The organism is Marinobacter gudaonensis, from assembly GCF_900115175.1.
GTDB lineage: Bacteria > Pseudomonadota > Gammaproteobacteria > Pseudomonadales > Oleiphilaceae > Marinobacter > Marinobacter gudaonensis.
The window spans coordinates 17,410-44,292 of record NZ_FOYV01000001.1 but is presented as its reverse complement, the minus strand read 5'-3'; the positions used below and the strand labels follow the sequence as shown (position 1 = coordinate 44,292).

Genomic DNA, 26,883 nt, shown 5'->3' with positions numbered 1-26,883 from the left:
CAAAATGTTACTCGGTCACCGTTCTGCAATGATGTGTATAAATCACACAATACACCGCCTTTTGGGCCACCCCGCCACAAGTCTCTGGAATAACGCTATACTGGCTTCTCCTCGTTGTGTCCGGAGTGGTCCATGGAAGAGTCGATTTCACCCGCCCAACAGCATAGGGAGAACCTGGCCTCGGAAATGAAAGCCGCGTCCAGGGTCACCATTATAGGAATGATTCTCGATGCTGTACTTGGCGTAATTAAAGTCATTTCAGGCGCTCTTTTTAATTCCCAGGCATTGATCGTGGACGGAATCCACTCGTTCAGCGACGTGGCCTCGGACCTGGTGGTGCTTGGGGTCATGAAGGTGTCCCGCCAGGAACCGGACCAGGACCACCCCTATGGTCACCAGCGCATCGAGACTTTCGGCACTCTGGTACTTGGCAGCATACTGATCGCGGTTGGCGCCGCCCTTGCCTGGGACAACACCCTGAGGCTGCTGGAAGGAGGCATTGATACGGTACCCGGATGGCCGGTTCTGGTTGCCGCAGCCGTTTCCGTGGGCAGCAAGGAATGGATCTACCGCTACACCCGCCATGTCGGCCTGAGGATTCGCTCAGACCTGATCATTGCCAACGCCTGGCACAGCCGTACCGACGCTTTCTCCTCGGTGGTCGTGCTGGTATCAACTGCAGGCGCCATGCTGGGCATGGTGTGGCTGGATGTGTTGGCCGCTGTGGTGATCGCAGCAATCATCATTCACATCGGCTGGAAGTTTACCTGGGACAGCGTAAAGGAGCTGGTGGATACCGGCCTGTCCCGGGAAGATACGGAGATGCTGAAGACCATTGCACGGGACACCGACGGGGTCCGTGATGTCCATGAGCTGCGCAGCCGACGCATGGGCCACGATATTCTCCTCGACATACACCTCGTGGTACGCCCCGAAATCAGCGTCTCTGAAGGGCACCAGATCGGTATGCGCGTTGTGGCAGGCATGCGAGACGCCCTGGACAACATTCGCAGCATCAATTTTCACATTGATGCCGAGAACGACGAGGACCAGCCGGTTACCTCCGAACGCTTGCCCTCCAGGGAGGAAATCCGATCGATCCTGGCGGCCCAGCTTGGAGCGCTCCCCCACCACAGCCGGCTTCGCTTGCATTATCTGAAAAACCGGGTTCATCTCGAACTCTTCCTGGAAGAGCCCGAGGCGGACACCCCGTTCAACGCTGCCAACATCAAGGCCCGCCTCGGTGACTACCCGTGGTTCGGCAGTGTCCGGGTCTGGGTCGCTGGCCCGTGAGTGTGAGACCGGCCCCTAGCGGCGCCGGTTTTCTTCCATCCTGGAAAGAAATTCCTGCATGATCAGGGTATAGAGTTCACCGCCGAGGAAACGGTCTTCCACACCGGCATCGATGCTGGGATTGTCGTTCACTTCGATGACAGCCACCCGATTGCCCGACTGCTTGATATCAACACCATAGAGGCCGTTGCCGATCAGTTTGGTGGCATTCAGAGCAGCTTGAATCACGTTTCTGGGCACCTCGTAGGTAGGCATGGTTTCAAAGCCGCCGCTCTCGCTTTTCGACTCACCGTGCTGGTAGATCTGCCAGTGCCCCTTCACCATCATGTATTTGCAGGCATAGATGGCTCTGCCACCCAGAACGCCGATGCGCCAGTCGTAATCGGTGTAAAGATATTCCTGGGCCAGCACCAGGGCGGACTGTTTGAACAGATCCCGTAGCCCGGCCCGCAGGGATTTTTCGTCTTCAGCCTTGGTCACCCCCCGTGAAAAAGCACCATCGGGAATCTTGATCACCACCGGGAAGCCCAGTTCACTGATCACCTGCTCCACCGCGTCCTTCTGATCCTTCGACAGGATCAGGGTTTTCGGCGTGGGCACCTTGTTGTTTTTCAGAAGGTCAGCCAGGAACACCTTGTTAGTGCATTTGAGGATGGAGACCGGATCGTCGATCACCACCATACCCTCGGCATCCGCCTTGCGGGCAAAGCGGTAGGTATGATGGTCGATGGCGGTGGTTTCGCGGATAAACAGGCCATCGTATTCTGGCAGACGCATGTAATCCCGGCGGGTAATCTGCTCCACGTTGATACCCAGCTTTCGGCCGGCCTTCTCGAAACGCTTGAGCGCCACCTTGTCGCTCGGCGGCATCTCCTCTTCCGGGTTTACCAGCACCGCCAGATCGTATCGATAGCGGCGACGGGTACGCGGCTTGCGCCATACCATGCTGCTGAACCGGTCGAGTGCTGCCGCGAAGGCATCCTGCTCGTTCTCACCCAGGTCGGCCGGCGCCGCCGGTTTCATGGATTCGATCTGCCATTGCTTCCGCCGCTTGAAGACCACCTCGAGAATGGGGCATGGGAAGCGCTCGAACAGGGCTCGGGCCACCGGCTTGAGATCCGGGTGTTCGGCCTGTCCAAAATAAGTGCGTACCTTAACCTCGTGGGTGGCTTCCCGATCGTCGCTGGCCGGATCAATCGCCGAACCGGCGGCATCCAGCCAGTTGATCACGCTGGCGTCCAGCTCTTCCAGCTCCAGGGAAAACAGCCCTTTCCGACTCAGATCGTTCAGTGTCATCACCGAGGGCACCACATGATGGCCTCGGGCTTCCGCCAGCAACGAGCAATAGTAGCCCCGGCTGAGGTAGCGGGCACTCTGACACAGGTTGATCACCCGAACCCGACTGGTGGGCGGTGCAGAGAATTGCAGGTACTGATCGAAGGTCAGCACATCTTCACTGGGATAGTACGGTGCCCAGTCTTTGGCTCGGTCGACTACAATGAGCAATCGGGACATGCAGGATGTTCCTCCCTGGAGGTTCTTCTGTGATTATTTGCCGCAACAATACGCTGCCGGGCAGTCTCTCACAATCGGCGAATAATGCGTGCTTTTACGCATACTTGCGCTATTTGAGTATTGCTGTCTCTCACCCATAATAGCCCAGTAAGGGAAGCCTACCAGCATGCCCGCACGTTTCTTCTTAAGGCCCCACCTGATGCCCGAACTTCACATTCGCCAAGCCACCGGCAAAGATCTCGATGCCCTCGTCAAGCTGGAGAACCGGTGTTTTACCGAAGACCGGCTCTCCCGACGCAGCTTCCGCCGTTTCCTGGAGATGCCCAGGGACCGCCTGATCGTCGCCGAGTCCGATGGCGAATTGGTGGGGTATTGCCTGGTGCTTATGAGCGCAGCCACGCGCCTGGCGCGGATCTACTCGATTGCCGTCTCGCCCTCTGCCCGAGGCCAGGGCGTTGGCGAGACCCTGGTACGCGAGGCTGAAAAGGAAGCGGCCGATGCAGACCGGATTATCATGCGGCTTGAGGTTCGGGAGGACAACACCGGTGCCATCAACCTCTATAAGAGGCTCGGTTACCGGCAGTTTGGTACTTACCGGGATTACTACGAGGACCATGGCAACGCGCTGCGGTTCGAACGACGCATTCTGTTCTACGAGCCGTCCCGGGATTATCCGGCGGTGCCCTACTATCCCCAGACCACGGAGTTTTCCTGCGGCCCGGCAGCGCTGATCATGGCAATGGCTTCTCTTGATGAGCAGCAGACCCTGACTACCCTGGAGGAGCTGAAGATCTGGCGCGAGGCGACCACCATTTTCATGCTGGCCGGCCACGGCGGCTGCGGTCCTCACGGGCTGGCGCTCGCGGCCTGGAATCGGGGCTTTGAGGCCAGTGCCTGGATCAGCATGGAAGGTGCCCTGTTCAAGGATACGGTCCGCAACGACGACAAGAAGCGCGTGCTGGAACTGGTACACGAGGGCTTTCTGCATGATATCGGCCAGACCGGCATCAAGCTGCACCACGATCCCCTGACCCTGGAGGCCATGGAGCAGGCCCTGCACGAGGGGCAGATACCGGTGATCCTGATCAGTACCTGGCAGTTGAACCGCAGTCGGGTGCCTCACTGGGTGACGGTGTGTGCCATGGACGATCAGTTTGTGTATCTGCACGATCCGGAAATTGATGTTGAAGCCGGGGAGACGGTGGTCGACAAGCAGTATTTGCCGGTGGACAAACGGGTGTTCAGTCAGATTTCAAAATACGGGCGGAACCAGCCTTTGCAGGCTGCAGTGATTGTGGGGCCTAAACGGTAACCTCTCCATCGATGCTTGGGCCTAGGTGGCTGCAACGGGCGGGTAGCTCCGGTCAGAAAACGCCCGTGAATACGTCCCTGTAGGGCTCGGTCGCGCCATCCATGGCGCTCCACGTTTCTGACCGGAGCTACCCGACCGTCGCGAATCCAGTCTTGGAGTAAACCTGCCTTTAACCCGTTCGCAGCGCCGCTTCCTTGAGCTCTGCGATCTCATCCCTCAGCCTTGCAGCCGTCTCGAAGTCCAGATCCGAGGCGGCCTTGTACATGTCGTCTTCCAATCTGGTGATCTCTTTGAGCACTTCTTCCGGCGATTTGTTGCCGGCCTTGGCACGGTATTGCTCGGCTTCCTCAGCCGCTTTCTGGCCCGGACGCTCAGCCTTGCGTTTGCCGCGCCCGCCACCGCTTGCACCTTCCATGATGTCGGCGATTTTCTTGTTCAGGCCCTGGGGCGTGATGCCGTGCTCTTCGTTGTGGGCCTGCTGCTTGGCGCGACGGCGTTCGGTTTCGTCGATGGCGCGCCGCATGGAGCCGGTGATCTGGTCGCCATAGAGAATGGCTTTGCCGTGGACGTTACGGGCGGCCCGGCCGATGGTCTGGATGAGGGAGCGGTCGGAGCGCAGGAAACCTTCCTTGTCGGCGTCCAGGATGGCCACCAGGGAGACTTCGGGCATGTCCAGGCCTTCCCGGAGCAGGTTGATACCGACCAGCACATCGAATTCACCGCGGCGCAGGTCGCGGATGATTTCAACCCTCTCCACCGTGTCGATGTCGGAGTGCAGGTAACGCACCTTGATATCGTGCTCCATCAGGAAGTCGGTCAGGTCTTCCGCCATCCGTTTGGTCAGCGTGGTTACCAGCACCCGTTCCTGCACCTTCACGCGGGCATGGATTTCCGAGAGCAGGTCGTCCACCTGGGTGGAGGCGGGGCGCACTTCGATTTCCGGGTCCAGCAGGCCGGTGGGCCTAACCACCTGCTCCACCACCTGTCCGGCGTGCTCCGCTTCGTATTTGCCCGGGGTCGCCGAGACGAAGATCATCTGGGGCGCGATGCGCTCCCACTCTTCGAATCGCATGGGCCGGTTGTCCAGCGCCGACGGCAGCCGGAAGCCATACTCTACCAGGGTTTCCTTGCGCGAACGGTCGCCCTTGTACATGGCTCCAATCTGGGGAATAGTCACGTGGGACTCGTCCACCACCAGCAACGCGTTGGGCGGCAAGTAATCGAACAGCGTGGGCGGCGCTTCCCCGGGGCGCCGTCCCGAGAGGTAGCGGGAGTAATTCTCGATGCCGTTGCAGTAGCCCAGTTCCAGCATCATCTCGATGTCGTAACGGGTGCGTTCTTCCAGGCGCTGGGCTTCCACCAGGCGGTTGTTGTCGCGCAGCTGCTGCAGGCGCTCGTCCAGTTCCACCTTGATGTGTTCCACGGCGTCGAGCACGGTCTGGCGAGGGGTCACGTAATGGGATTTCGGGTAGATCGTCACCCGGGGCACCCGGCGCAGCACCTCACCAGTGAGCGGATCGAAGTAGCTGAGGTTTTCCACTTCGTCATCAAACAGTTCAATGCGGATGGCCTCTTTTTCCGATTCCGCCGGGAACACGTCAATAACGTCACCGCGAACCCGGTAGTTGGCCCGATGAAACTCGATGTCGTTACGGGTGTACTGCAGCTCGGCCAATCGGCGCAGGATAAAGCGCTGGTCAATCTGATCGCCCCGATCCAGGTGCAGCATCATCTTGAGGTAGGACTGGGGGTCACCCAAGCCGTAGATTGACGAGACCGTTGCCACGATGATGGCGTCCGGGCGTTCCAGCAGCGCCTTGGTGGCCGATAGGCGCATCTGTTCGATATGTTCGTTGATGGAGGCGTCTTTTTCGATGAAGGTATCGGAAGACGGCACGTACGCCTCGGGCTGGTAGTAGTCGTAGTACGAGACGAAGTACTCCACCGCGTTGTCCGGGAAAAACTCCCGGAACTCGCCGTAAAGCTGTGCGGCCAGGGTCTTGTTGTGGGCCATGATGATGGTGGGCCGCTGGACTTCCTCAACCACGTTGGCAATGGTGAAGGTTTTGCCGGAGCCGGTCACCCCCAGAAGGGTCTGGTGCGCGAGACCGGAGTGGATACCGTCAACCAGGCCTTCGATGGCTTTGGGCTGGTCACCGGCTGGCTGGTAGGGTGAATCAACCCTGAACACGCCTTCTCTGGCAGCAGTGGACTCTTTCTTGGCCATAATTGGCGGATAACCTCCGGATGTCTGGCACGTCCCGGTAAATCGGGCGTATACCTTCTAGAAATTTAGCGATATGCCGGCTTCATGATACCATCACTGCGATCGACGGCTGGGCGAAAACCAGCCAGTGCCAATCTGGCTCCGTTTCAAAGCCCGCCGGTCGCAGCCTAATCAGACGCAGCTTTAAGGAGCGCAAGTTTGGACCTTCAACTTTCCAGCCGAGTACAGGCGATCAAGCCTTCCCCTACCCTCGCAGTCACCAACAAAGCCGCAGAATTGCGTGCGGCTGGCCAGGATATCATTGGCCTGGGCGCCGGCGAGCCGGACTTCGATACCCCCGATCACATCAAAAAGGCCGCCATTGAGGCCATCAACAACGGCCAGACCAAGTACACCGCCGTTGATGGTACGCCGGCCCTGAAGAAAGCGATTATTGCGAAGTTCAAGCGGGACAACGGACTGGAATACGAAGCCAACCAGATACTGGTTAGCAGTGGTGGCAAACAGAGCTTTTTCAACCTCGCCCTCGCCACCCTGAATCCGGGCGACGAAGCCATCATTCCGGCCCCCTACTGGGTTTCTTACCCGGACATGGTTCTTGTGGCCGAAGGCAAGCCGGTGATCATCGAGACCGGCGCCGACACGCGCTTCAAGATCACTCCGGAACAGCTGGAAGACGCGATCACCGAGCGCACCCGTCTGTTCGTGATCAACAGCCCGTCCAACCCCAGCGGTATGGCTTACACCCTGGAAGAGTTGAAGGCGATTGGCGAAGTGCTCAAGAAGCACCCCAACATCATGATCGCCACCGACGACATGTACGAGCCGATCCTCTGGACAGGCAAGCCGTTCTGCAACATCCTGAACGCAACCCCGGAGCTGTACGATCGCACCTTCGTGCTCAACGGCGTATCCAAGGCCTACTCCATGACTGGCTGGCGCATCGGTTACGCGGCTGGCCCGGCGAAGGTTATCGGGGCCATGAAGAAGATCCAGTCCCAGAGCACCTCCAACCCGGCCTCCATCTCCCAGGCCGCTGCCCAGGCAGCGCTCGACGGCGACCAGGCCTGCGTTGGCGAAATGGTCAAGGCCTTCAAGGAGCGCCACGACTGGCTGGTGGGCGCCCTGAACAAACTGCCGGGCGTTGAGTGCCTGAACGGCGACGGCACCTTCTACGTGTTCCCGAGCTTCCAGGGCGCCATCGATGCCGACTCCAGCGTGAGCAATGACGTGGAGTTTGCCGAGAAGCTTCTCACCGACGCCGGCGTGGCGCTGGTACCCGGCTCGGCCTTCGGCTGCCCTGGCCACATGCGTCTGAGCTTTGCGACCAGCATGGAAAACCTGGAAAAGGCCATCGAGCGTCTGCAGAAAGCCCTGGGCTAAAAAGTTCGGAGGCAGGGGTTGACGGGGCGGTATAGCCAACTTAATATACGCGCCTCGTCACACGACGACGTTCCCCGATAGCTCAGTTGGTAGAGCAACGGACTGTTAATCCGTTTGTCGCTGGTTCGAGCCCAGCTCGGGGAGCCACTATTCTGAAAGCCCGCTAATTCTTTGAGTTAGCGGGTTTTTTATTGGCTTCTTTTTGGTTTTGCTCTCGAGACTGACCTTGGACTTTTGGTCGCGGTAGCTGTCTCTGCACTAGCCTGCTTGCTTGGGGGGCTGTGGCGTGGGGGCGCCCTCCCAAAAAACGCTACGAGCACATCCATGTGCGCTTGGCTGTGGCCATCCATGGCCACAGACATTTTTGGGAGGGCGCCCCCACCCCACCGCTCAAACTTCTGAGATATCGTAGAACGACCTTTGACTCGGCTTTAGCGTAGCTCGACATACCCTTGATGTCCGAACGGGGCGGCAGGCGGGTCTTTCCAAAACTGTAGAGGGCCATGGATGGCCCGATTCAAGCGCACATGGATGTGCTTGTAGCGTGTTTTGGAAAGACCCGCCTGCCGCCCCGCCGCCCAAACCCGAAGGCTAGGGCCAGAGTCAGCCATACATTAAACGGCAAGCACCTCAGAGTGAATGGCCTCCAAGGCAGCCAGAGGATCCGGCGCCTGGGTAATCGGGCGGCCAATTACCAGGTAGTCGGAACCGGCCTTGAGGGCATCCGTGGGGGTCATGATGCGCTGTTGGTCGCCCTTGTCGGCGGTCAGAGGGCGAATGCCCGGGGTCACCAGCTTGAAGTCGGCGCCCTGCTCTGCCTTGAGCTTGGGGGCTTCCTGCGCTGAGCAGACCACGCCATCGAGGCCGCAGTTTCTGGTGAGGGTTGCCAGGCGGGAAACGTGGGCTTCCGGGGAATCGGTGATGCCGATACCCGCCAGGTCGTCAGCGTTCATGCTGGTCAGCACGGTAACGGCAATCAGCATTGGCCTGTCGGCACCGAAGGCTTCGAGTTTTTCCCGGCAGGCGGTCATCATTCTCTCGCCGCCAGAGGCGTGAACGTTCACCATCCAGACTCCGAGATCAGCGGCAGCTGCGACGGCCGCGGAGGTAGTGTTGGGGATGTCGTGGAATTTCAGGTCCAGGAACACCTCGAAACCGCGCTTCTGAAGATCTTCCACCAGTTGCGGACCGGAGCGCGTGAACAGCTCCTTGCCCACTTTCAGGCGACACTTCGCCGGGTCCAGTTGGTCGACCAGCGCCAGGGCGGGCTTCTGCGAGGGAAAGTCGAGAGCGACGATGATCCTGGGATCGTTTGCGGTTTGCACGGTATTGTTCCTGCGGAGATTTGGTAAAGGTTTATTCGGCTTCAACGCCCTGAATTGGACGAACCGTTTCCCACTGCTTGCAGCTCGGGCACAGCCAGTGGAGCTGACGCCCCGAGAAGCCACAGCTCACGCAGCGGTACACAGGACGGTTGGCCAGGATCAGGTGGCCGATTCGGCTCACCAGCCGGCCTTCGTCTGTGGTCATCCCTTTCTCGTAGCCGGCCATTTCCACGAGGCGCAACAGGCCTCGCACGCTGGGTCGGGTTTCCAGTTCCTGTCGGAGCAGGTCGATGGCCGCCGGCCTGCCCGAGGCCCGCTCAACCGATTCTACCAGGGCCAGCAGCAGACTGGTGCTCGGGTAGCTCTCATACAGCTTGCGAAGCTTCCTGGCCAGTCGGCCGATATCGCCGTGCTCACGTTCGAGCTTCATCAGCCGGTCAATGGCTTCCGGGCCAAACTCGGGGTTCTGGTCAAACACTTTGAAACATTGACCGCCGGCCTCCCGGTAGCTGCCCTGACGGACCAGCAACTTCATAAGAATCAGTGTGGCACGAACACAGGACCGGTCGTATTCCAGGGCCTCTTTCGCCAATTTCTGGGCGGCCCAGCGATCGTCGTGCTTCAGTGCTTCCTCCGCGAGTTCGCAGGTCAGGTATGCAAGTACCTTGAACATCGCCGGATCGGCGTCACCCTTGGTCAGCGTGCGGGCCACTTCGGCGGCCTTGCCCCACTCTTTCTCCTGCTGGTATAGATCGATCAGTTGCTGTGCGGAATGGCGGCCATAGTCCCGGTCACCCATCAACTGGTGTAGCAAAGCTTCGGCACGGTCCAGCAGGCCGGCGTTGAGGTAATCCCTTGCCAGTTCCAGCGTAACCTGCGGAGAAAAACGTGGCGGCAGCTCTGGCCGGGCTAACAGGTTCTGATGGATCAGGATGGCCCGGTCGGTCTCACCCTTGTTGCGGAAGTGGCTACCAATAGACAGGTGGAGACTGACGGTATCCTTGTTTACAGCGAGGGATTGGACAAAGTTTTCGACCGCCTGGTCGGAGTAATTGGTAAAGAGGAACTGCAGTCGATCCCTGACGGATTCTTCATCGGAAATCGTTTTTCCCGAACGGTTATCGCTGCTGCCAAGCCGGCCCACCAGCCAGCCCACTGCCACCGCAACTGTCAGCAGCAGCCACTGAAGTACCATGTCCATTAAAGAGTCCGGTCGTTCTGGGCCCTGGATTTTTCCAATGCCTGCTCGGCGCGATCAAGTCGTTTCTGCAGTGCACGACGCGACACTGATGTGCGCACGGTCGCCAAGGTGGTGATCAGCACGCCCACGAGGGCGCCTATCACGAATGCCATGATAATCCAGACCGCAACGCCGTGGGGCTGGGTTTCAAACAGTAGGAAATTAAGGGAAACCGCCATTTGATTGTTGAGCGAAAACACCAGCGCCAGCAGAATCAGGAATAACACCAACAGAATAAGGATAATCTTCTGCAATCCTGCCATAGCAATAGCGCTCCAGTAGGGCCAATCGACCCGAATTGTACCTGTTCCCCGGTCGGCGATTAAAACCCTTTCTTCAAGCTGTCGTTAACCTGCTCTCTCAGCTCTTTGCCGGGCTTGAAGTGAGGCACATACTTGGCGGGCAACTGAACGGCTTCGCCTGTCTTGGGATTTCGGCCGGTGCGGGCCGCCCGGTGATGAAGAGAAAAACTGCCAAACCCGCGAATCTCAATTCTCTGCCCATCAGCAAGGGATTGGGACATGTGCTCGATAATGGTCTTTACAGCCAGTTCCACATCTTTCACAGAGAGCTGGGTTTGCTTGGAGGCAATCAGCTCGACCAGTTCGGACTTCGTCATGAGGCGTTTCCCTCTATCATTTTTATTCGGCCGTGGGTTACCGGGTTCCCATGACTACCTAGTTTAGCCAAACCAGAAAAAAACACAAAAAAAACGGGCTCTTAGAGCCCGTTTTTTTCGTACCAACCGGAACTTTATTCCTTGTTGGCGTTTTGCTGCTGCATCTGCTCCTTGATGAGATCACCGATAGTGGTCGCACCAGAAGAGGTTTCAGCCGCCTTGCTCCGCACGTTTTCCAGAGCCTGCTTGTCGTCCTCAACGTCTTTGGACTTCACAGACAGGTTGATAATGCGGTTCTTGCGGTCGATGCTGATGATCTTCGCTTCAACTTCTTCACCCTCTTTCAGCGCGTTGCGTGCGTCTTCGACACGATCACGGCTGATTTCAGAGGCCTTCAGAACGGCTTCAACTTCGTCGTTCAGGGCGATGGTGGCTGCCTTGGCATCCACGGAAGAAACGGTGCCCTTAACGATGGAGCCCTTGTCGTTCAGTTGAACGAACTCGGCGAACGGATCACTTTCCAGCTGCTTGATGCCCAGGGAGATACGCTCACGCTCAGGATCAACAGACAGGATAACGGTCTCAACCTCGTCACCCTTCTTGTACTCGCGAACGGCTTCTTCGCCAGTCTCGTTCCAGCTGATGTCAGACAGGTGAACCAGTCCGTCGATGCCGCCGTCCAGACCGATGAAGATACCGAAGTCAGTAATAGACTTGATCTTGCCGGAGATGCGGTCGCCCTTGTTGAAGTTGCTGGAGAACTCTTCCCACGGGTTGGCTACACACTGCTTGATACCCAGGGAGATACGACGACGCTCTTCGTCGATATCCAGAATCATCACGTCCACTTCGTCGCCAACCTGGACAACCTTGGACGGATGGATGTTCTTGTTGGTCCAGTCCATTTCGGACACGTGAACCAGGCCTTCAACACCTTCTTCCAGCTCGGCAAAGCAGCCGTAGTCAGTCAGGTTGGTAACGCGGGCCTTGACCTTGGAACCTTCCGGGTAACGACCCTTGATGTCGACCCAGGGATCTTCGCCCAGCTGCTTCAGGCCGAGAGATACGCGGTTGCGCTCACGGTCGAACTTCAGGACCTTGACGTTGATCTCGTCGCCCACGTTGACGATTTCGCTCGGATGCTTGATGCGCTTCCAGGCCATGTCAGTGATGTGCAGCAGGCCGTCAACACCACCCAGATCCACGAACGCGCCGTAGTCGGTCAGGTTCTTGACGATACCCTTGATTTCCAGACCTTCGGTCAGGGTCTCGAGCAGAGCTTCACGCTCGGCACTGTTTTCAGCTTCCAGAACGGCGCGGCGGGAAACAACCACGTTGTTACGCTTCTGGTCCAGCTTGATAACCTTGAATTCGAGTTCCTTGTTCTCCAGGTGCGCGGTATCGCGAACCGGACGAACATCTACCAGCGAGCCAGGCAGGAAGGCGCGGATACCAGCCAGATCGACGGTGAAGCCACCCTTGACCTTGCCATTGATAACGCCCTTGACCACTTCCTCAGCTTCGAAGGACTTCTCGAGTACCTTCCAGGCTTCTGCACGCTTGGCTTTTTCGCGGGACAGACGGGTCTCACCGAAGCCGTCTTCCACAGCGTCGAGAGCTACATCGACAACATCGCCGATAGCAATTTCCAACTCGCCTTTTTCGTTCAGGAACTGGGAGGCGGGGATAACGCCCTCGGACTTCAGTCCGGCGTTAACGGTGACCCAGTCGTTGTCGACGTCAACTACGGTTCCCTGGACAATGGAACCCGGTTGCATGTCAATTTCTTTCAGGCTTTCTTCAAAAAGATCTGCAAAGCTCTCGCTCATTATGAGTCCTATATGATCAACGCAAGTGTGCTCCGTGCCACCAGCAACACGGTCTGTTAACGATTCCGGAGGCAGCCTGTGGCTGGCAGTTGCGCTACATCCGGCCTTTCAACAACAAAAAGGTGTAGTCAGGCCTGGCCTGCTGCGGCCATACACCTGTCCAACACCTCTTCTATACTCAACCCCGTAGAATCAATGACTTGCGCATCATCCGCGGGCTTGAGAGGGGCGGCGGACCGGTTCATATCCCGCTCGTCGCGCACCCGTATCTCCTCTAAAAGGGCGTCAATATTAACATCGACACCCGCGTCCTTCAACTGACTGTAGCGCCGTCTGGCCCTCTCCTCGGCGCTCGCAGTGAGGAAGATCTTCACCGGCGCATCGGGGAAAACCACCGTGCCCATATCGCGCCCGTCGGCCACCAGCCCGGGTGCCTTGCGGAAATCCCGCTGGCGCTGCAACAGGGCATCGCGAACCGGCTGTATTACCGCCACTTTAGACGCGTTGTCGCCGGCCGACTCGGTGCGGATTTCCGCGGTCACATCCTGCCCCGCCAGAATCACCTTCACGGGTTCACCTGCCGGCGTGGGCTCGAACTCTACGTCCAGACCCGCCGCAACCTGCACCAGGCCGGGCTCGTCATCCAGGGCAACACCCTGACGCACCGCCGCAAGCGCCGTAAGCCGGTACAGGGCGCCACTGTCGAGCAGATGCCACCCGAGCCTTCGGGCGAGCATCTGGGTAATCGTGCCTTTACCGGATCCTCCGGGCCCATCGACGGTGATCACCGGAGCGCGGCTATCGGCCATCACTCACTCCCCTCGGCTTTGATATTGATCCCGGTTTCGCGGGCAAGTTCCACAAAGCCCGGAAAAGAGGTTGCCACATTGGCGCAATCGTTGATCGTGATATCGCCGGCAGCCCGCAGGGAGGCCACCGCAAACGACATGGCAATCCGATGATCCCCATGGCTGTTCACAGTGCCGCCACCGATCGTTTGACCCCCATCGATCACGATGCCATCCGGCGTAACGGTGGTTTCAACACCCAGGGCCGCAAGGCCATCGGCCATCACCTGGATGCGATCACTTTCCTTGACTCTCAGCTCCTCGGCGCCGCGAAGCACGGTGCGACCGCGAGCACAGGCGGCCGCAACAAACAGCACCGGGAACTCATCAATGGCCAGGGGCACCTGGTCCTCGGGGATGTCGATGCCCTTGAGCTCGGCGGAACGCACCCTCAGGTCCGCCACCGGCTCGCCGCCGATTTCGCGCTCGTCCAGCACCTCAATGTTGGCGCCCATCAGGCGCAGGATATTGATCACCCCTACCCGGGTCGGGTTCATACCGACGTGGCGCAGCACCAGGTCCGAACCAGGCGCGATACTGGCGGCAACCAGGAAAAACGCGGCTGAGGAAATGTCGGCGGGGACATCAATGTTGGTGGCGGTCATCTTGCCGCCGCCACTGACGCTCGCCGTCGCTCCATCCCTATGTACGTGATAGCCAAAGCCGGCCAGCATACGTTCGGTATGGTCCCGGGTCGGTGCCGGCTCGGTGACCGAAGTGCTGCCCTCGGCGTAAAGGCCGGCCAGCAGCAGGCAGGATTTCACCTGGGCACTGGCCACCGGCATTTCATAATGGATGCCGGTCAGTTTCTGGCCGCCGTGGATTTTCAGTGGCGGCCGGCCACCGTCTGCCGTATCAATCACCGCGCCCATGGCCCGAAGTGGCTCAGCCACCCGCCCCATGGGGCGACCGGACAGACTGGCATCACCGGTCAGCTCCGAGTCGAACGGCTGCGCCGCCAGCAAGCCGGCAAACAGGCGCATGGCGGTGCCGGAGTTGCCGAGATACAGCGGTCCCCGCGGTGCCTGCAGTCCGTGCATGCCGACGCCGTGAATCCGCACGAAGCCGTTATCCGGGCCTTCGATGGTCACGCCCATGTCCCGGAACGCCTGAAGCGTGGCGAGGCTGTCCTCACCCTCCAGAAATCCCTTGACCTCGGTTACCCCATCGGCGAGCGCACCAAGCATGATGGACCGATGAGACATGGACTTGTCGCCGGGAACGCGGATATCACCGGTAATCGCGCCGCCGGGCTGAAGACGGAACCTGACCTGTTTAGCACTGTTGTTTGTCACGTAAGCCTGTCCTGAGAGCATCTTGGAAAAATGTTCACGCGCCGCCTTGGCGCGACTGAAAACCCGCAGCAGCGTGGCACTGTCCTGATTGGCGATGGCCGTGCGCAACTGCTCGAGGTCGTGGGTAAAGTGATCTATCACCCGCAGAACCGCCTCGCGGTTCGACAGAAAGATATCGTGCCACATCACCGGATCACTGGCAGCAATCCGGGTAAAGTCCCGGAACCCGCCGGCAGCGTAGCGGAAAATGTCCATGTTCTCGTCTTCCCCGGCCAGGGTATCCACCAGCGAGAAAGCGATCAGATGTGGCAGGTGGCTGGTGGCGGCCAGCACTTCGTCGTGATAGGCCACAGACATGGTCAACACAGTGGCCCCGCAGCCTTCCCAGAGGGCCTGCAAACGCGCCAGGTGGGATTCGCTGACGTTGTCCGGCGGCGTGAGAATCACCTTGTGGTTGGCGAACAGATTGGGGTTGGCGGCCCGGATGCCGCTTTTTTCGGAGCCGGCAATCGGATGGCCGGGAATCACCAGCGGCGACTGGGAGCCAAATACTGCCTCCACATCGGCCACGAAACTGGATTTGGTGCTGCCAACATCGGTCAGCACTGCCCCCGGGTCCAGCGCGGGACGCACCTGTTCAAGCACCGACCGGGTCGCCCGCACCGGCACGGCCAGAATCACCAGGTCGGCGCCGCGCACTGCATCGGCCACCGTTGGCGCGATTTCGTCGACAACGCCAAGCTGCTGCCCCAGGCGCAGGTCCTCTTCACGCTGGTCGGAACCAACCACCGTAACCGCAAGCCGGTTGCGGCACATGGCACTGGCCAGGGAGCCGCCAATCAGCCCGAGGCCAATCACGGCAACCCGCTGGAAGAGTGGTTCCGACCCGCTCATATCAATCGTTTACCCTTGTCGTTCACTCTTAATCACTCAAGCCCGACGCCGTCAGGGCCTTCGCCAGGGCCTCAATGAAGCGCTCATTCTCTTCTGGCAGCCCGACCGACACCCGCAAATGGCGAGGCATACCATAGCCGGCTATCGGGCGCACAATAACCCCGTGAGCCAGCAGGGTCTGGTAGACGCCCATGGCGTTCTCGCCCACTTCCACCGCAATGAAGTTGCCAGCGGAGGGTATGAAGCTCAATCCCATGGCGTCGAACGCCTGCTCGAGCTGGCGCAACCCGGCTGTATTCACCTCCCGTGATCGCTGCAGATAGGCGTCATCGTCCAGGACCGCAGTGGCGGCGGCCAGAGCCACAGTATCGACGTTGAAAGGCTGCCGCACGCGGTTGAGCACATCCGCAATGGCCGGTGAGCTGATACTGTAACCGACGCGAAGCGCGGCCAGCCCCCAGGCTTTGGAGAAAGTGCGACAGACGATCAGGTTCGGGAACCGGGACAACAGCTCCACGCCGTCCGGATAGTCATCGCCGGTGAGGTACTCGCAGTAGGCCTCGTCCAGCACTACCAGAACGTCCTCGGGAATCTTTTTAAGGAAGGCCTCAACGGCGTCGGCCTTGTGTACAGTTCCGGTCGGGTTGTTAGGATTGGCGACAAACACCAGGCGCGTGCGATCGGTGACTGCCGCAGCCATGGCCTCCAGATCATGCCCCCACTCCCGCGCCGGCACCGATATGCCCGTGGCACTGATAGCCTGGGTCACCAGGGGATACACGGCAAAGGCGTACTGGGAGAACACCACTTCCGAGTCGGCATCCGCAAAACAACGGGTGATCACCTCGAGCACATCGTTGGACCCATTGCCCAGGGTAATCTGGTCCATACCCACACCCAGCCGCTTTGACAGGGCCTGCTTCAGGTTGAAACCGTTGCCATCGGGATACAGGCAAAGCTCGGCAAGCGCCGCTTGCGCCGCCGACAGGGCTTTTTCGCTGGGCCCGAGCGGGTTCTCGTTGCTGGCGAGTTTGATGATCTCGGCGGGATTCAGGCCCAATTCCCGGGCCAGCTCCTCAATCGGCTTGCCCGGCTGGTAGGGCGACAACGCCCGCACACCGCGAACAGCCAGGCTCTGGTAATCAATGGCCATAATACGTCCTCGACCTGCTTTGCTCAGAGCACGCCAATCGGGTAAGACCCAAGGCGTTTCAGTTCAACGGCTTCCTCGTCCACTTCCGCCAGCACCTTGCGAACCTGCTCGTCTTCCACATGCCCTTCAAAATCGATATAGAACACGTAGGCCCAGGTGCCGCTGGGTGACGGACGGGTTTCTATTCGCGTCAGACTGATGCCATGGCGGTGGAACGGCTCGAGCAGCTTGTAAAGCGCCCCCGGCTTGTTGCGCATAGACACCAGAATGGAGGATTTATCGTGGCCACTGGCCGGTACCGCTTCACGGCCGATGATCAGAAAACGGGTAGTGTTGTCCGGGCGATCCTCGATGCTGCTTGCCACCATGTCCAGCCCATAGAGCTCTGCCGCCATGTCACCGGCAATCGCTGCTGTGCCGGGCTCGGCGGCAGCACGGCGGGCCGCCTCCGCATTGCTGGACACGGTCACCCGCTCAACGCCGTAGCGATGGGTATCCAGCCACTGGCGGCACTGGGCGAACGACTGCTGATGAGAGTAGATACGGGTAATTTCCTGGTCGGCATGCTTGGGCGACACCAGCAGATGGTGGTGAATCCGCAGTTGGACCTCACCACAGATTTTCAGGGGTGAGGACATGAACATATCGAGGGTGTGGTTGATCATACCCTCGGTGGAGTTCTCCACCGGCACCACGCCGTAATGGGCCGCCCCCGATTCCACTTCCCGGAACACGGCGTCGATGGCGGGCAGCGGAACGCTGATAACCGAATGCCCAAAATGCTTGAGCGCCGCCGCCTGGGTGAAGGTACCGATCGGCCCCAGGAAGGCGATGTGCATGGGCTTTTCCAGTGCCAGGCAGGCGGACATGATTTCCCGGAACAGCCGGGCCATTTCCTCACCAGACAACGGACCCGGATTCTGCTCCTTGATCCGCCGGAGCACCTGGGCTTCACGCTCTGGGCGGTAGAAGAACACGTCCTGCCCCGGATTGGCGGCCATTTTCACGTGGGCCACTTCCTGGGCACAGTTTGCCCGGGCGCTGATCAGCTCCATGATCTTCTGGTCAATCCGGTCGATTTCGTCCCTCAGCTCCGCGAGCCTGGTCTGCTCATCGCTCATGATCAGCCACGCTCCTTCGCAAAGTCGGTCATGTAATCAATCAGCGCATCCACACCGGCCTCAGGCATGGCGTTGTAGATGCTTGCCCGCATGCCACCCACCGAACGGTGGCCGGCCAGGTTCAGCAGGCCACAAGCATTGGCGCCCCTGAGGAACTCACTGTTAAGAGCGTCGTCCGCCAGGGTAAACGGCACGTTCATCCAGGAGCGGAAACGCGGGTCGATGGGGTTGGCGTAGAAGTCGCTGTTGTCAATGAAATCGTAGAGCTTGCGGGCTTTGCGCAAGTTGATCTCACCCATTGCCTGAACGCCGCCCTGCTCTTTCAGCCATTTGAACACAAGGCCCGCCAGGTACCAGCTGTAGGTGGCCGGCGTGTTGTACATGGAGTCGTTATCCGCAATCACCTGATAGTTCATCATGGTGGGAGTTTCCTTCCGGGCCTTGCCCAGCAGGTCCTTGCGGATAATCACCACCACCAGACCAGAGGGACCGATGTTTTTCTGGGCGCCGGCGTAGATCAGCCCAAACCTCGAGACATCCACCGGACGGGACAGCATGTTGGAGGACATGTCGGCCACCAGAGGCACATTGGGGCTGTCCGGCACAAAGTCGAACTCCAGGCCACCAATGGTCTCGTTGGGCGTGTAGTGCAGGTACGCGGCCTCAGCGCTGGTTTTCCAGGCGGCCTGGTCCGGGATAGTCGTAAAACCACTGTCCTCGGAGCTGGCTACCACGTTCACCTGGCCGTAGCGGCTGGCCTCGGCAATGGCCTTCTTCGACCAGATACCGGTGTTCACGTAATCGGCACTGCCCTTGTCGCCCAGGAGATTCAGGGGAATGGTGGAAAACTGGCTGGACGCCCCGCCCTGCATGAACAGCACGGCGTAATCGTCAGACACGCCGGCCAGTTCACGCAGATCCTTCTCTGCAGTTTCGGCAATCTGGACAAACTCGTCGCTGCGATGGCTCATTTCCATCACCGACATGCCGGTGCCGCGCCAGTCGAGCATTTCATCCCGCGCCTGACGAAGCACGCTCTCCGGCAAGGTGGCCGGACCTGCACAAAAGTTATACGCCCTGCTCATTTTCCGTTGATCTCTCCAGTCTCGCTGACTCTCTCGGTTGCGCCGGCTTACTCTTCGCCGGCGCCTTCCTCGTTGGCTTCGTCGTTCTCGCCGTCGATGTCTTCATCGTCGGTTTCGGCAATCCGCTCAACGCCCACCAGGCGCTCGTCTTCCTGGCTGAGCTTGATCAGGCGAACACCCTGGGTGTTGCGGCTGAGAACGGACACTTCATCGGTACGGGTACGCACCAGCGTGCCCTTGTCGGAGATGAGCATCATTTCATCACCCTCGAACAGCTGCAGGGCCGTTACCAGGTTACCGTTACGCTCGGAACACTGCATGGCAATGACACCCTGGCTGCCACGGCTGTAGGTCGGGAACTCATCAATGGCCGTGCGCTTGCCGTAACCGTTCTCGGAGGCGGTCAGAATCACACCACCTTCCTGCGGGATGATCAGCGACACCACATGGTGGCCCTGCGGCATGCGAATGCCGCGCACGCCTCGCGCTGTCCGGCTCATCGGGCGCACCGCTTCCTCGTTGAAACGAACCGCCTTACCGGCACTGGAGAACAGCATCACTTCGGCATCGCCCTGAGTAATGGCGGCACCGATCAGCGTATCGCCCTCGTCGAGGGACAGTGCAATCAGGCCGCTGCTGCGCGGACGGGAGAAGTTCGGCAGCGGGGTCTTCTTGACCACACCGGCGGAGGTGGCCATGAGTACAAACTGATCTTCCGGATAATCCCGAACCGGCAGGAAGGTGGTGATACGCTCACCCTCTTCCAGCGGCAGGATGTTGACCATGGGCCGGCCACGGGAGGCCCGGCTGGCACGCGGAATCTCGAACACCCGCAGCCAGTACACCTTGCCGCGGTTGGAGAAGCACAAGATGGTGTCATGGGAGTTGGCCACCAGCAGCTTCTCAACGAAATCTTCATCCTTCATGGAGGTAGCCGCCTTGCCGCGACCGCCCCGGCGCTGGGCCTGGTAATCCTCGACTGCCTGGGTCTTGGCGTAACCACTGTGGGAAATGGTCACCACCAGGTCTTCTTCATCAATCAGATCGGCAATGGTCAGATCACGACGGGAGCTGGTGATCTCGGTACGGCGCTCGTCGCCAAACTCGGAGACAATGGCTTCCAGCTCTTCACGGATGACCTGGAGCAGGCGCTCCGGATCGCCCAGGATATCCAGCAGATCGGCGATCTTCTCAAGGATTTCCTTGTACTCGTTCTGCAGCTTCTCGGTTTCAAGACCGGTCAGGCGGTGCAGACGCAAATCCAGGATTGCCTGGGCCTGCTCCGGCGACAGATGATAGAGACCATCGCGCAGACCGTAGATTTCCGGCAGGTCGTCCGGGCGGCAGGCATCCTGGCCGGCACGCTCAAGCATGGCCAGCACACCACCAGGTGCCCAGCCCTTGTCGACCAGTTTTTCCTTCGCCTCGGCCGCCGAAGGTGACGCCTTGATCAGCTCGATCACTTCATCGATATTGGCCAGGGCAACCGTCAGGCCTTCCAGAATGTGGCCGCGTTCACGCGCCTTGCGCAATTCGTAGATGGTGCGGCGGGTGACCACTTCCCGGCGGTGGCGGATAAAGGCATCCAGCAACTCTTTCAGGTTCAGGGTCTTGGGTTCGCCGTTGATCAGGCCAACCATGTTGATCCCGAACACAGTCTCCAGCTGGGTGTGGGCAAACAGGTTGTTGACCACTACGTCCGGGTTCTCACCGCGGCGCAGCTCGATCACCACCCGGATGCCTTCCTTGTTGGACTCGTCCCGCAGCTCGGAAATACCTTCAACGCGCTTTTCCTTCACCAGCTCGGCGATCTTCTCGATCAGTCGGGCCTTGTTCAGCTGGTACGGCAGCTCGGTGATGATGATGGCGTCGCGGTTGGTCTTGTTATCGTGCTCGATCTCATGACGGGCACGGATGTAGATACGGCCACGGCCAGTGCGGTAAGCCTCAACGATACCGGCACGGCCATTGATAATGCCCTGGGTCGGGAAATCCGGGCCCGGGATGAACTCCATCAGCTCATCGACGGTAAGATCCGGATTATCAATCAGCGCCAGACAGCCGCTCACCACTTCCTTGAGGTTGTGGGGCGGAATATTGGTGGCCATGCCCACGGCGATACCGGAGGAACCGTTCACCAGCAGGTTGGGTACCCGGGTGGGCAGAACCTCGGGAATCCGCTCGGTGCCGTCGTAGTTATCAACGAAATCGACGGTTTCCTTGTCCAGATCCGCCAGCAGGGAGTGGGCGATCTTCTCCATGCGGATCTCGGTGTAACGCATGGCGGCGGCGTTGTCGCCGTCGATGGAACCGAAGTTGCCCTGGCCATCCACCAGCGGATAACGCAGGGAGAAAGGCTGAGCCATACGCACGATGGTGTCGTAGACTGCCGAGTCGCCGTGGGGGTGGTATTTACCGATAACGTCACCCACCACACGGGCGGACTTCTTGTAGGGCTTGTTCCAGTCGTTGTTCAGTTCGGACATGGCGAACAGCACACGACGGTGAACCGGCTTGAGACCGTCCCGTACATCCGGGAGGGCCCGCCCGACGATCACGCTCATGGCGTAATCGAGGTAGGACTGCTTCAACTCGTCTTCAATATTGACCGGCAGGATCTCTTTGGCTAACTCACCCATCGAGAAAGGTTCCTTTGCGTTATCTGGAAGTCGTATCAGGGCCGTGCTCCGGCCCCATAGTTATTCTTCAACAAGCCGCCAAGTCTACCACAGTCGCGCCCTGTCAGGGGCAACTGTGAGGCAGCCTTAATCAAACACCACTGTCTTGTTTTCGAAGGTGATTACCCGGTCTTCAATGTGCGAGCGCAGCCCCCGGGCCAGCACGTTCTTTTCCACATCCTTGCCCAGGCGAACCATGTCCTCGATGGAGTCGCTGTGGGTAATGCGGATCACGTCCTGCTCGATGATCGGGCCCTCGTCGAGGTCCTGGGTAACATAGTGGCAGGTGGCACCAATCAGCTTCACACCGCGACTGTAGGCCTGATGGTAAGGGCGCGCACCGGCGAACGACGGCAGGAAGCTGTGGTGAATGTTGATCACCTTGCCAGCGTATCTCTCGCACAGCTCGCCGGGCAGAATCTGCATGTAGCGGGCCAGCACCACCACGTCGGCTTCGTATTTCTGGAACAGCTCGTCGATGTGGGCAAAGGCCTCAGCCTTGTTCTCCTTGCTCACCGGCACGTGGTGGTAGGGAATCTCGTGCCATTCCACCATCCGGCGGAGGTCATCGTGGTTGGAGATGACCGCCACGATCTCGGCGTTGATTTCCTTGCTGTGCCAGCGGTGCAGCAAGTCTGCCACGCAGTGGGATTCCTTGCTGCACATGAGAATGACTTTCTTCGGCCGTGCGGAGTCAGCAATGTGCCAGTTCATGTTGAACTCGCGGGCAATCGGCTCGAAAGCCGCCCGGAACTGGTCAAGGCCGAACGGAATCGAATTAGCCTTGATCTCATGCCGCATGAAGAACCAGCCGGTCTGCGTGTCCGAGTGGTGGCTCGCCTCGGTAATCCAGCCGTTGTAGGTGGACAGGAAATTACTCACCTTGGCGACAATCCCGACCCTATCCGGGCAGGAAATCACAAGACGATAGGTATGCTCCATGGAAGCCTTTCCTTAACTGAAATTCGGGAAAGCAGGTGTGTCAGGGAATCACCGCCAGCGGCGCCAGCAGGTTAACGGTACGCACCTATGAAAATGACCGGCTATCATAGCCTATCTGAACGCCAGAAACGAGGAATGGAGATATGGACAGAGGCCTCTACCAACGCGCAAACGGAAACCCTGCCAGGGTCCGCTCAGGCCGCCTCGCGAGGATCGCGGCGATGATGCTTCTGATCGGTTCAGGCCAGGCCGCCGGCCAGGCCATTCTGGAGGGCGAACGCTTCCACCCGGTCACCGCCAGCCAGGGCATGGTGGCGACCAGCCATACTCTGGCAACCGAAGTGGCGCTGGAGGTGTTGAAGAAAGGCGGCAATGCAGTGGACGCCGCAGTTACCGCCGGCTTTGCCCTGGCCGTTACCCAGCCCCGCTCGGGCAATATCGGCGGCGGTGGTTTCATGCTGGTTTCCCCGGGAGACGGCTCCGCTCCCGAGGCCATAGACTATCGGGAAAAAGCACCGGCGGCCGCCACCGAAACCATGTTCCAGGACGATGCCGGCAACGTGGTACCCAACCGCAGCCGGTTTACCCACCTGGCCGCGGGCGTGCCCGGCACCGTCGCCGGGTTGGCGCTGGCCCTGGAGCGCCATGGGACCATTTCCCTACAGCAGGCGCTGGCGCCGGCCATCAAGCTGGCGCGAGAAGGCTTTATCGTGCCGAGACGCTTCACCGAGGGGCTGGAGGAAGCACGGGGGCGCCTTGAGCGCTGGCCGGCCACGCTCAGCACCTTCTACAAACCGGATGGCAGCGCCTGGCAACCCGGCGAGCGCTTCCGCCAACCGGAGCTGGCCGCCACCCTCCAGCGGATCTCCGACCAGGGCGTGAAAGGTTTTTATGAGGGCGAAACCGCACGGCTCATTGCCGCGGAGATGGAACGCCACGGCGGCCTGATCACCCTTGAAGACCTGAAAAACTACGAGCCGGAAGTGCGCCAGCCGGTGCACGGCACCTACCGGGGCTACGACATCTACTCGATGTCACCGCCCTCCTCCGGCGGCACCCACATCGTGCAGATCCTGAACATCCTGGAAGGCTATCCCATGGCCGAGTTCGGGCATAACTCCGCTGACGGCATCCACCACATGGCCGAGGCCATGAAACTGGCCTACGCCGATCGCTCCAAGTATCTGGGCGACACCGATTATGTGGAGGTGCCGCTGCTAGGCCTGACCAGCAAGGCGTATGCCGAGTCGCTTCGCAAAGGTATCGACCCGCAGCGTGCGACACCGGCCAGCGAGATCGGCCCCGGTGACCCAACGCCCTGGGAAAGCCCGGAAACCACCCACTTCTCGGTGGTGGACAAATGGGGCAACGCGGTCTCCAACACCTACACCATCAACTTCAGCTACGGCTCGGGCATTACCGTGCAAGGCGCCGGCTTTCTGCTCAATAACGAGATGGACGACTTCAGTGCCAAACCGGGCGTACCCAACGCCTACGGCCTGATTGGCGGTGAAGCCAACAAAGTGGAGCCGGGCAAACGCATGCTCAGCTCCATGTCGCCTACCATTGTCCGGAAAAACGGCCAGAACTGGCTGGTGACCGGCAGCCCAGGCGGCTCAAGAATCATTACCACAACCTTGCAGGTGATCCTCAATGTGATTGATCATGGGATGAACATACAGACCGCCGTCAGCGTGCCCCGCATTCATCACCAGTGGCTGCCGGACGAAATCCGTATTGAGCAGGGCATCAGCCCTGACACCGTCCGCATTCTGGAAGAACGGGGCCACACGGTGGTCGGCGGATCTGCCATGGGCGCCATCCAGAGCATCCTCAGGGAGGAGGACGGGACCCTCCACGGCGGGGCAGATCCAAGGAGAAGCACCTCCTCCGCCATGGGTTACTGAAACACGATTGAGACCGGCAATTGACCAGGGTCACAACCCTGAAAGGAGGCAGCATGTATCTTTCTGTACAACTGAGCTGGTATCCGCTCAACGAAGAGTACAAAGAGCCCATTCGTAACCTGATTGCCAGGCTTGAGCAGACCGGTCTGGAGATTTACCCGGGCCGAATGAGCACGGAGATTTTCGGCGACTACGACGAGGTGATGTCCGTACTCTCGGATACCATGAAGTGGTCCTTTGAAACCTACGGCAAATCGGTCTTTGTGGCGAAGATCATGGAGGGCGATCGGAGACCCAGATGACAACACCCGAAGGTCCGGGCAATTCCAGGCGAAGCCCGGACGATAACCGGCAACCGGTAGTGCCGAACCAGTATTCGTTCCTGTGGCTCAGTGCCGCCATTTTCCTGATGGTGCTGTGGCTGCAGGATGGCAACCAGCCCCGGCTCCACGAGCTGGCCTACTCCGAGTTCAAGACAGCGGTTACCAACGGCCAGGTGGCCGAGGTGACCCTAAGGCAGGAAACCATTACCGGCCTGTTCACCGACAGTGGCGCCGCCACCTTCAGCGCCGACAGACCGCCCACTGCCAGCAGCCCCGGGTTTCGAACCATTCGTCCTCCCATGGAAGATCCGGCCCTGCTCGGCCTTCTGGAAGACCACCAGATCACCATTCGGGCGGCGCCGTCCGGCCTGCCCTGGTGGCAGGAAATGATCCGCAGTTTCCTGCCCTGGCTCCTGTTCCTGGCCCTGACGTTCTGGTTCTGGGGCGCGGCACAGAAACGCATGACCCAGGGCGGCGGCCCGTTCAACTTCGGACGCTCCAAAGCGCGACGGGCCCGCCGGGAAACCTCCACCACCACCCTGAATGACGTGGCCGGCATCGAGTCGGCGAAACGGGAAATCGGTGAGATTATCGACTTCCTGAAAGCCCCGGAGAAATACCGCGCCCTCGGCGCTGTCATGCCCAAAGGCGTGCTGCTGGTCGGCCCGCCCGGCACTGGTAAAACCCTGTTGGCCCGGGCCATCGCCGGCGAGGCCGAGGTGCCCTTCTACAGCATCAGCGCCTCGGAATTCATCGAAATGTTTGTGGGCGTGGGTGCGGCCCGGGTACGGGACATGTTCGAGGAAGCCCGCAAAGACGCGCCGGCTCTGATTTTCATTGACGAACTGGATGCCGTTGGCCGCTCCCGGGGTGCCGGCCTGGGTGGCGGGCACGATGAGCGGGAACAGACCCTGAACCAGATCCTGACGGAAATGGACGGTTTTGAAGCCCATGAGAACGTTCTCGTGCTGGCGGCCACCAACCGTCCCGATGTGCTGGACAGCGCCCTACTTCGCCCCGGCCGGTTCGACCGCAAGATCACCCTCGACCGCCCCCACAAAAACGCCCGGTCTGCCATTCTCCAGGTACATGTACGCAAAGTACCACTGGCCACTGACGTGGACCTGGAACAGATCGCCGCACGCACCATTGGCTTCTCCGGGGCCGACCTGAAAAACCTGGTGAACGAAGCTGCGCTCACCGCCGCCCGGGAAAGCCTCAAGGAGGTGAACAACCACTGCTTCGAGCTGGCCCGGGACCGGATCATCCTTGGTGAGGAACGGGACATGCAGCTTTCGCCGAAAGAGCGCGAGTCAGTGGCCTACCACGAATGTGGCCATGCCATCATGGCCTACTACATGCCTAATGCCGATCCCCTCACCCGGGTGACCATCATCCCTCACGGCATGGCCATGGGCGTCACCGAGCAGACGCCCCGGGAAGACCACTACACCTACACCGAGAGCTACCTTCGGGACCGCATCAAGGTCATGCTTGGCGGTCGCTGCGCGGAGAAGCTGATCTACGGAGAGGTCAGCACCGGCGCCCAGAACGACCTGAAAGAAGCCACCGCCCTGGTGCGGAAGATGATCGGACAGTGGGGCATGAGCGAGAAAATCGGCCCCCTCGGCCTCAACATTGGCGAGGAGCACGTGTTCCTGGGCCGGGAAATGGGCCTGCCCCGGGAGTTCAGCGAAAAGATGGCCGAGCTGGTGGATACCGAAATCCAGTCGCAGCTCCTGGCCCAGGAGAAAGCAACCCTGGACTTCCTGAAGGAGCACCGCCGCCAGCTCGAAGCCCTGGCCCGTGCGGTACTGGAGCACGAGACCCTGTCGGCCGAGCAGATCGGCGACATTCTGCAAAAAGAGGACGCGCGGAAGATTGCCTGAACAGC

The 26,883-nt window shown here is 59.8% G+C and carries 20 protein-coding genes and 1 tRNA gene; 7 read left to right on the top strand and 14 right to left on the bottom strand.

From position 1 onward, the window contains the following. Positions 1-132 precede the first annotated feature (132 nt). On the top strand, positions 133-1,293 hold the full coding sequence (locus BM344_RS00225; RefSeq protein WP_091984592.1) for a cation diffusion facilitator family transporter: 1,161 nt from the start codon (positions 133-135) through the stop codon (positions 1,291-1,293). A 15-nt stretch (positions 1,294-1,308) separates the two neighbouring features. On the opposite strand, the gene BM344_RS00220 is transcribed toward BM344_RS00225, so the two are convergent. Continuing rightward, a complete protein-coding gene (locus tag BM344_RS00220) occupies positions 1,309-2,808 on the bottom strand; it encodes a RimK family protein (protein WP_091984589.1) in 1,500 nt (499 codons plus the stop codon). 199 nt (positions 2,809-3,007) lie between these two features. Between BM344_RS00220 and rimI the strand changes: the two genes are divergently transcribed. Then, entirely contained in the window at positions 3,008-4,120 is a 1,113-nt protein-coding gene (rimI, locus tag BM344_RS00215; protein WP_091984586.1) for a ribosomal protein S18-alanine N-acetyltransferase, read from the top strand. 169 nt (positions 4,121-4,289) lie between these two features. Here the strand turns inward: rimI and uvrB are convergent, their stop codons facing one another. Continuing rightward, on the bottom strand, positions 4,290-6,347 hold the full coding sequence (gene uvrB / locus BM344_RS00210) for an excinuclease ABC subunit UvrB (RefSeq protein ID WP_091984584.1): 2,058 nt from the start codon (positions 6,345-6,347) through the stop codon (positions 4,290-4,292). A gap of 198 nt (positions 6,348-6,545) precedes the next feature. On the opposite strand from uvrB, the gene BM344_RS00205 reads away from it, so the two are divergent. Together BM344_RS00205 and BM344_RS00200 are read left to right on the top strand one after the other, a co-directional pair. Next, positions 6,546-7,730 (top strand): pyridoxal phosphate-dependent aminotransferase, encoded by a 1,185-nt coding sequence (locus BM344_RS00205; RefSeq protein WP_091984581.1) that lies wholly within the window; start codon positions 6,546-6,548, stop codon positions 7,728-7,730. A 71-nt stretch (positions 7,731-7,801) separates the two neighbouring features. Next, positions 7,802-7,877 (top strand) — tRNA-Asn (locus BM344_RS00200). A 467-nt stretch (positions 7,878-8,344) separates the two neighbouring features. Here BM344_RS00200 and pyrF read toward each other — a convergent pair. The 12 genes from pyrF to purU all read right to left on the bottom strand — a co-directional run bounded on the left by pyrF (position 8,345) and on the right by purU (position 22,759). Beyond that, entirely contained in the window at positions 8,345-9,055 is a 711-nt protein-coding gene (gene pyrF / locus BM344_RS00195) for an orotidine-5'-phosphate decarboxylase (RefSeq protein ID WP_091984578.1), read from the bottom strand. Between the two features lie 31 nt (positions 9,056-9,086). Continuing rightward, on the bottom strand, positions 9,087-10,256 hold the full coding sequence (lapB, locus tag BM344_RS00190) for a lipopolysaccharide assembly protein LapB (RefSeq protein WP_091984576.1): 1,170 nt from the start codon (positions 10,254-10,256) through the stop codon (positions 9,087-9,089). Then, entirely contained in the window at positions 10,256-10,558 is a 303-nt protein-coding gene (locus tag BM344_RS00185) for a LapA family protein (protein ID WP_091984573.1), read from the bottom strand. The genes lapB and BM344_RS00185 overlap by 1 nt, the downstream gene beginning before the upstream one ends. Before the next feature lie 59 nt (positions 10,559-10,617). Next, positions 10,618-10,914, bottom strand: a complete 297-nt coding sequence (locus BM344_RS00180) for an integration host factor subunit beta (RefSeq protein WP_008172061.1) — start codon at positions 10,912-10,914, stop codon at positions 10,618-10,620. A 134-nt stretch (positions 10,915-11,048) separates the two neighbouring features. Further along, complete coding sequence (rpsA, locus tag BM344_RS00175) at positions 11,049-12,743, bottom strand: 30S ribosomal protein S1 (protein WP_091984571.1); 1,695 nt, start codon at positions 12,741-12,743, stop codon at positions 11,049-11,051. A 128-nt stretch (positions 12,744-12,871) separates the two neighbouring features. Continuing rightward, positions 12,872-13,552 carry a (d)CMP kinase gene (gene cmk / locus BM344_RS00170; RefSeq protein ID WP_091984568.1) on the bottom strand — a complete coding sequence of 227 codons (681 nt, stop codon included), beginning with the start codon at positions 13,550-13,552 and terminating at the stop codon, positions 12,872-12,874. Further along, positions 13,552-15,780 carry a bifunctional prephenate dehydrogenase/3-phosphoshikimate 1-carboxyvinyltransferase gene (locus BM344_RS00165; RefSeq protein WP_091984565.1) on the bottom strand — a complete coding sequence of 743 codons (2,229 nt, stop codon included), beginning with the start codon at positions 15,778-15,780 and terminating at the stop codon, positions 13,552-13,554. Before BM344_RS00165 ends, cmk begins: the two co-directional genes overlap by 1 nt. A gap of 28 nt (positions 15,781-15,808) precedes the next feature. Next, positions 15,809-16,933 carry a histidinol-phosphate transaminase gene (gene hisC, locus BM344_RS00160; protein WP_091984562.1) on the bottom strand — a complete coding sequence of 375 codons (1,125 nt, stop codon included), beginning with the start codon at positions 16,931-16,933 and terminating at the stop codon, positions 15,809-15,811. A gap of 23 nt (positions 16,934-16,956) precedes the next feature. Continuing rightward, complete coding sequence (gene pheA, locus BM344_RS00155) at positions 16,957-18,054, bottom strand: prephenate dehydratase (RefSeq protein ID WP_091984559.1); 1,098 nt, start codon at positions 18,052-18,054, stop codon at positions 16,957-16,959. A gap of 2 nt (positions 18,055-18,056) precedes the next feature. Continuing rightward, positions 18,057-19,139, bottom strand: a complete 1,083-nt coding sequence (gene serC / locus BM344_RS00150) for a 3-phosphoserine/phosphohydroxythreonine transaminase (RefSeq protein WP_091984556.1) — start codon at positions 19,137-19,139, stop codon at positions 18,057-18,059. A gap of 47 nt (positions 19,140-19,186) precedes the next feature. Continuing rightward, positions 19,187-21,778: a DNA gyrase subunit A gene (gyrA, locus tag BM344_RS00145; protein WP_091984553.1), complete on the bottom strand. Its 2,592-nt coding sequence runs from the start codon at positions 21,776-21,778 to the stop codon at positions 19,187-19,189. A 126-nt stretch (positions 21,779-21,904) separates the two neighbouring features. After that, on the bottom strand, positions 21,905-22,759 hold the full coding sequence (gene purU, locus BM344_RS00140) for a formyltetrahydrofolate deformylase (protein WP_091984550.1): 855 nt from the start codon (positions 22,757-22,759) through the stop codon (positions 21,905-21,907). Positions 22,760-22,902: 143 nt separating this feature from the next. On the opposite strand from purU, the gene ggt reads away from it, so the two are divergent. The 3 genes from ggt to ftsH are packed head-to-tail and all read left to right on the top strand — an operon-like array spanning position 22,903 to position 26,878. Beyond that, complete coding sequence (ggt, locus tag BM344_RS00135; protein ID WP_091984548.1) at positions 22,903-24,666, top strand: gamma-glutamyltransferase; 1,764 nt, start codon at positions 22,903-22,905, stop codon at positions 24,664-24,666. Positions 24,667-24,719: 53 nt separating this feature from the next. After that, positions 24,720-24,968 carry a thiamine-binding protein gene (locus tag BM344_RS00130; protein WP_091984545.1) on the top strand — a complete coding sequence of 83 codons (249 nt, stop codon included), beginning with the start codon at positions 24,720-24,722 and terminating at the stop codon, positions 24,966-24,968. Beyond that, positions 24,965-26,878 (top strand): ATP-dependent zinc metalloprotease FtsH, encoded by a 1,914-nt coding sequence (gene ftsH, locus BM344_RS00125; protein WP_091984542.1) that lies wholly within the window; start codon positions 24,965-24,967, stop codon positions 26,876-26,878. Before BM344_RS00130 ends, ftsH begins: the two co-directional genes overlap by 4 nt. Positions 26,879-26,883: the final 5 nt, after the last annotated feature.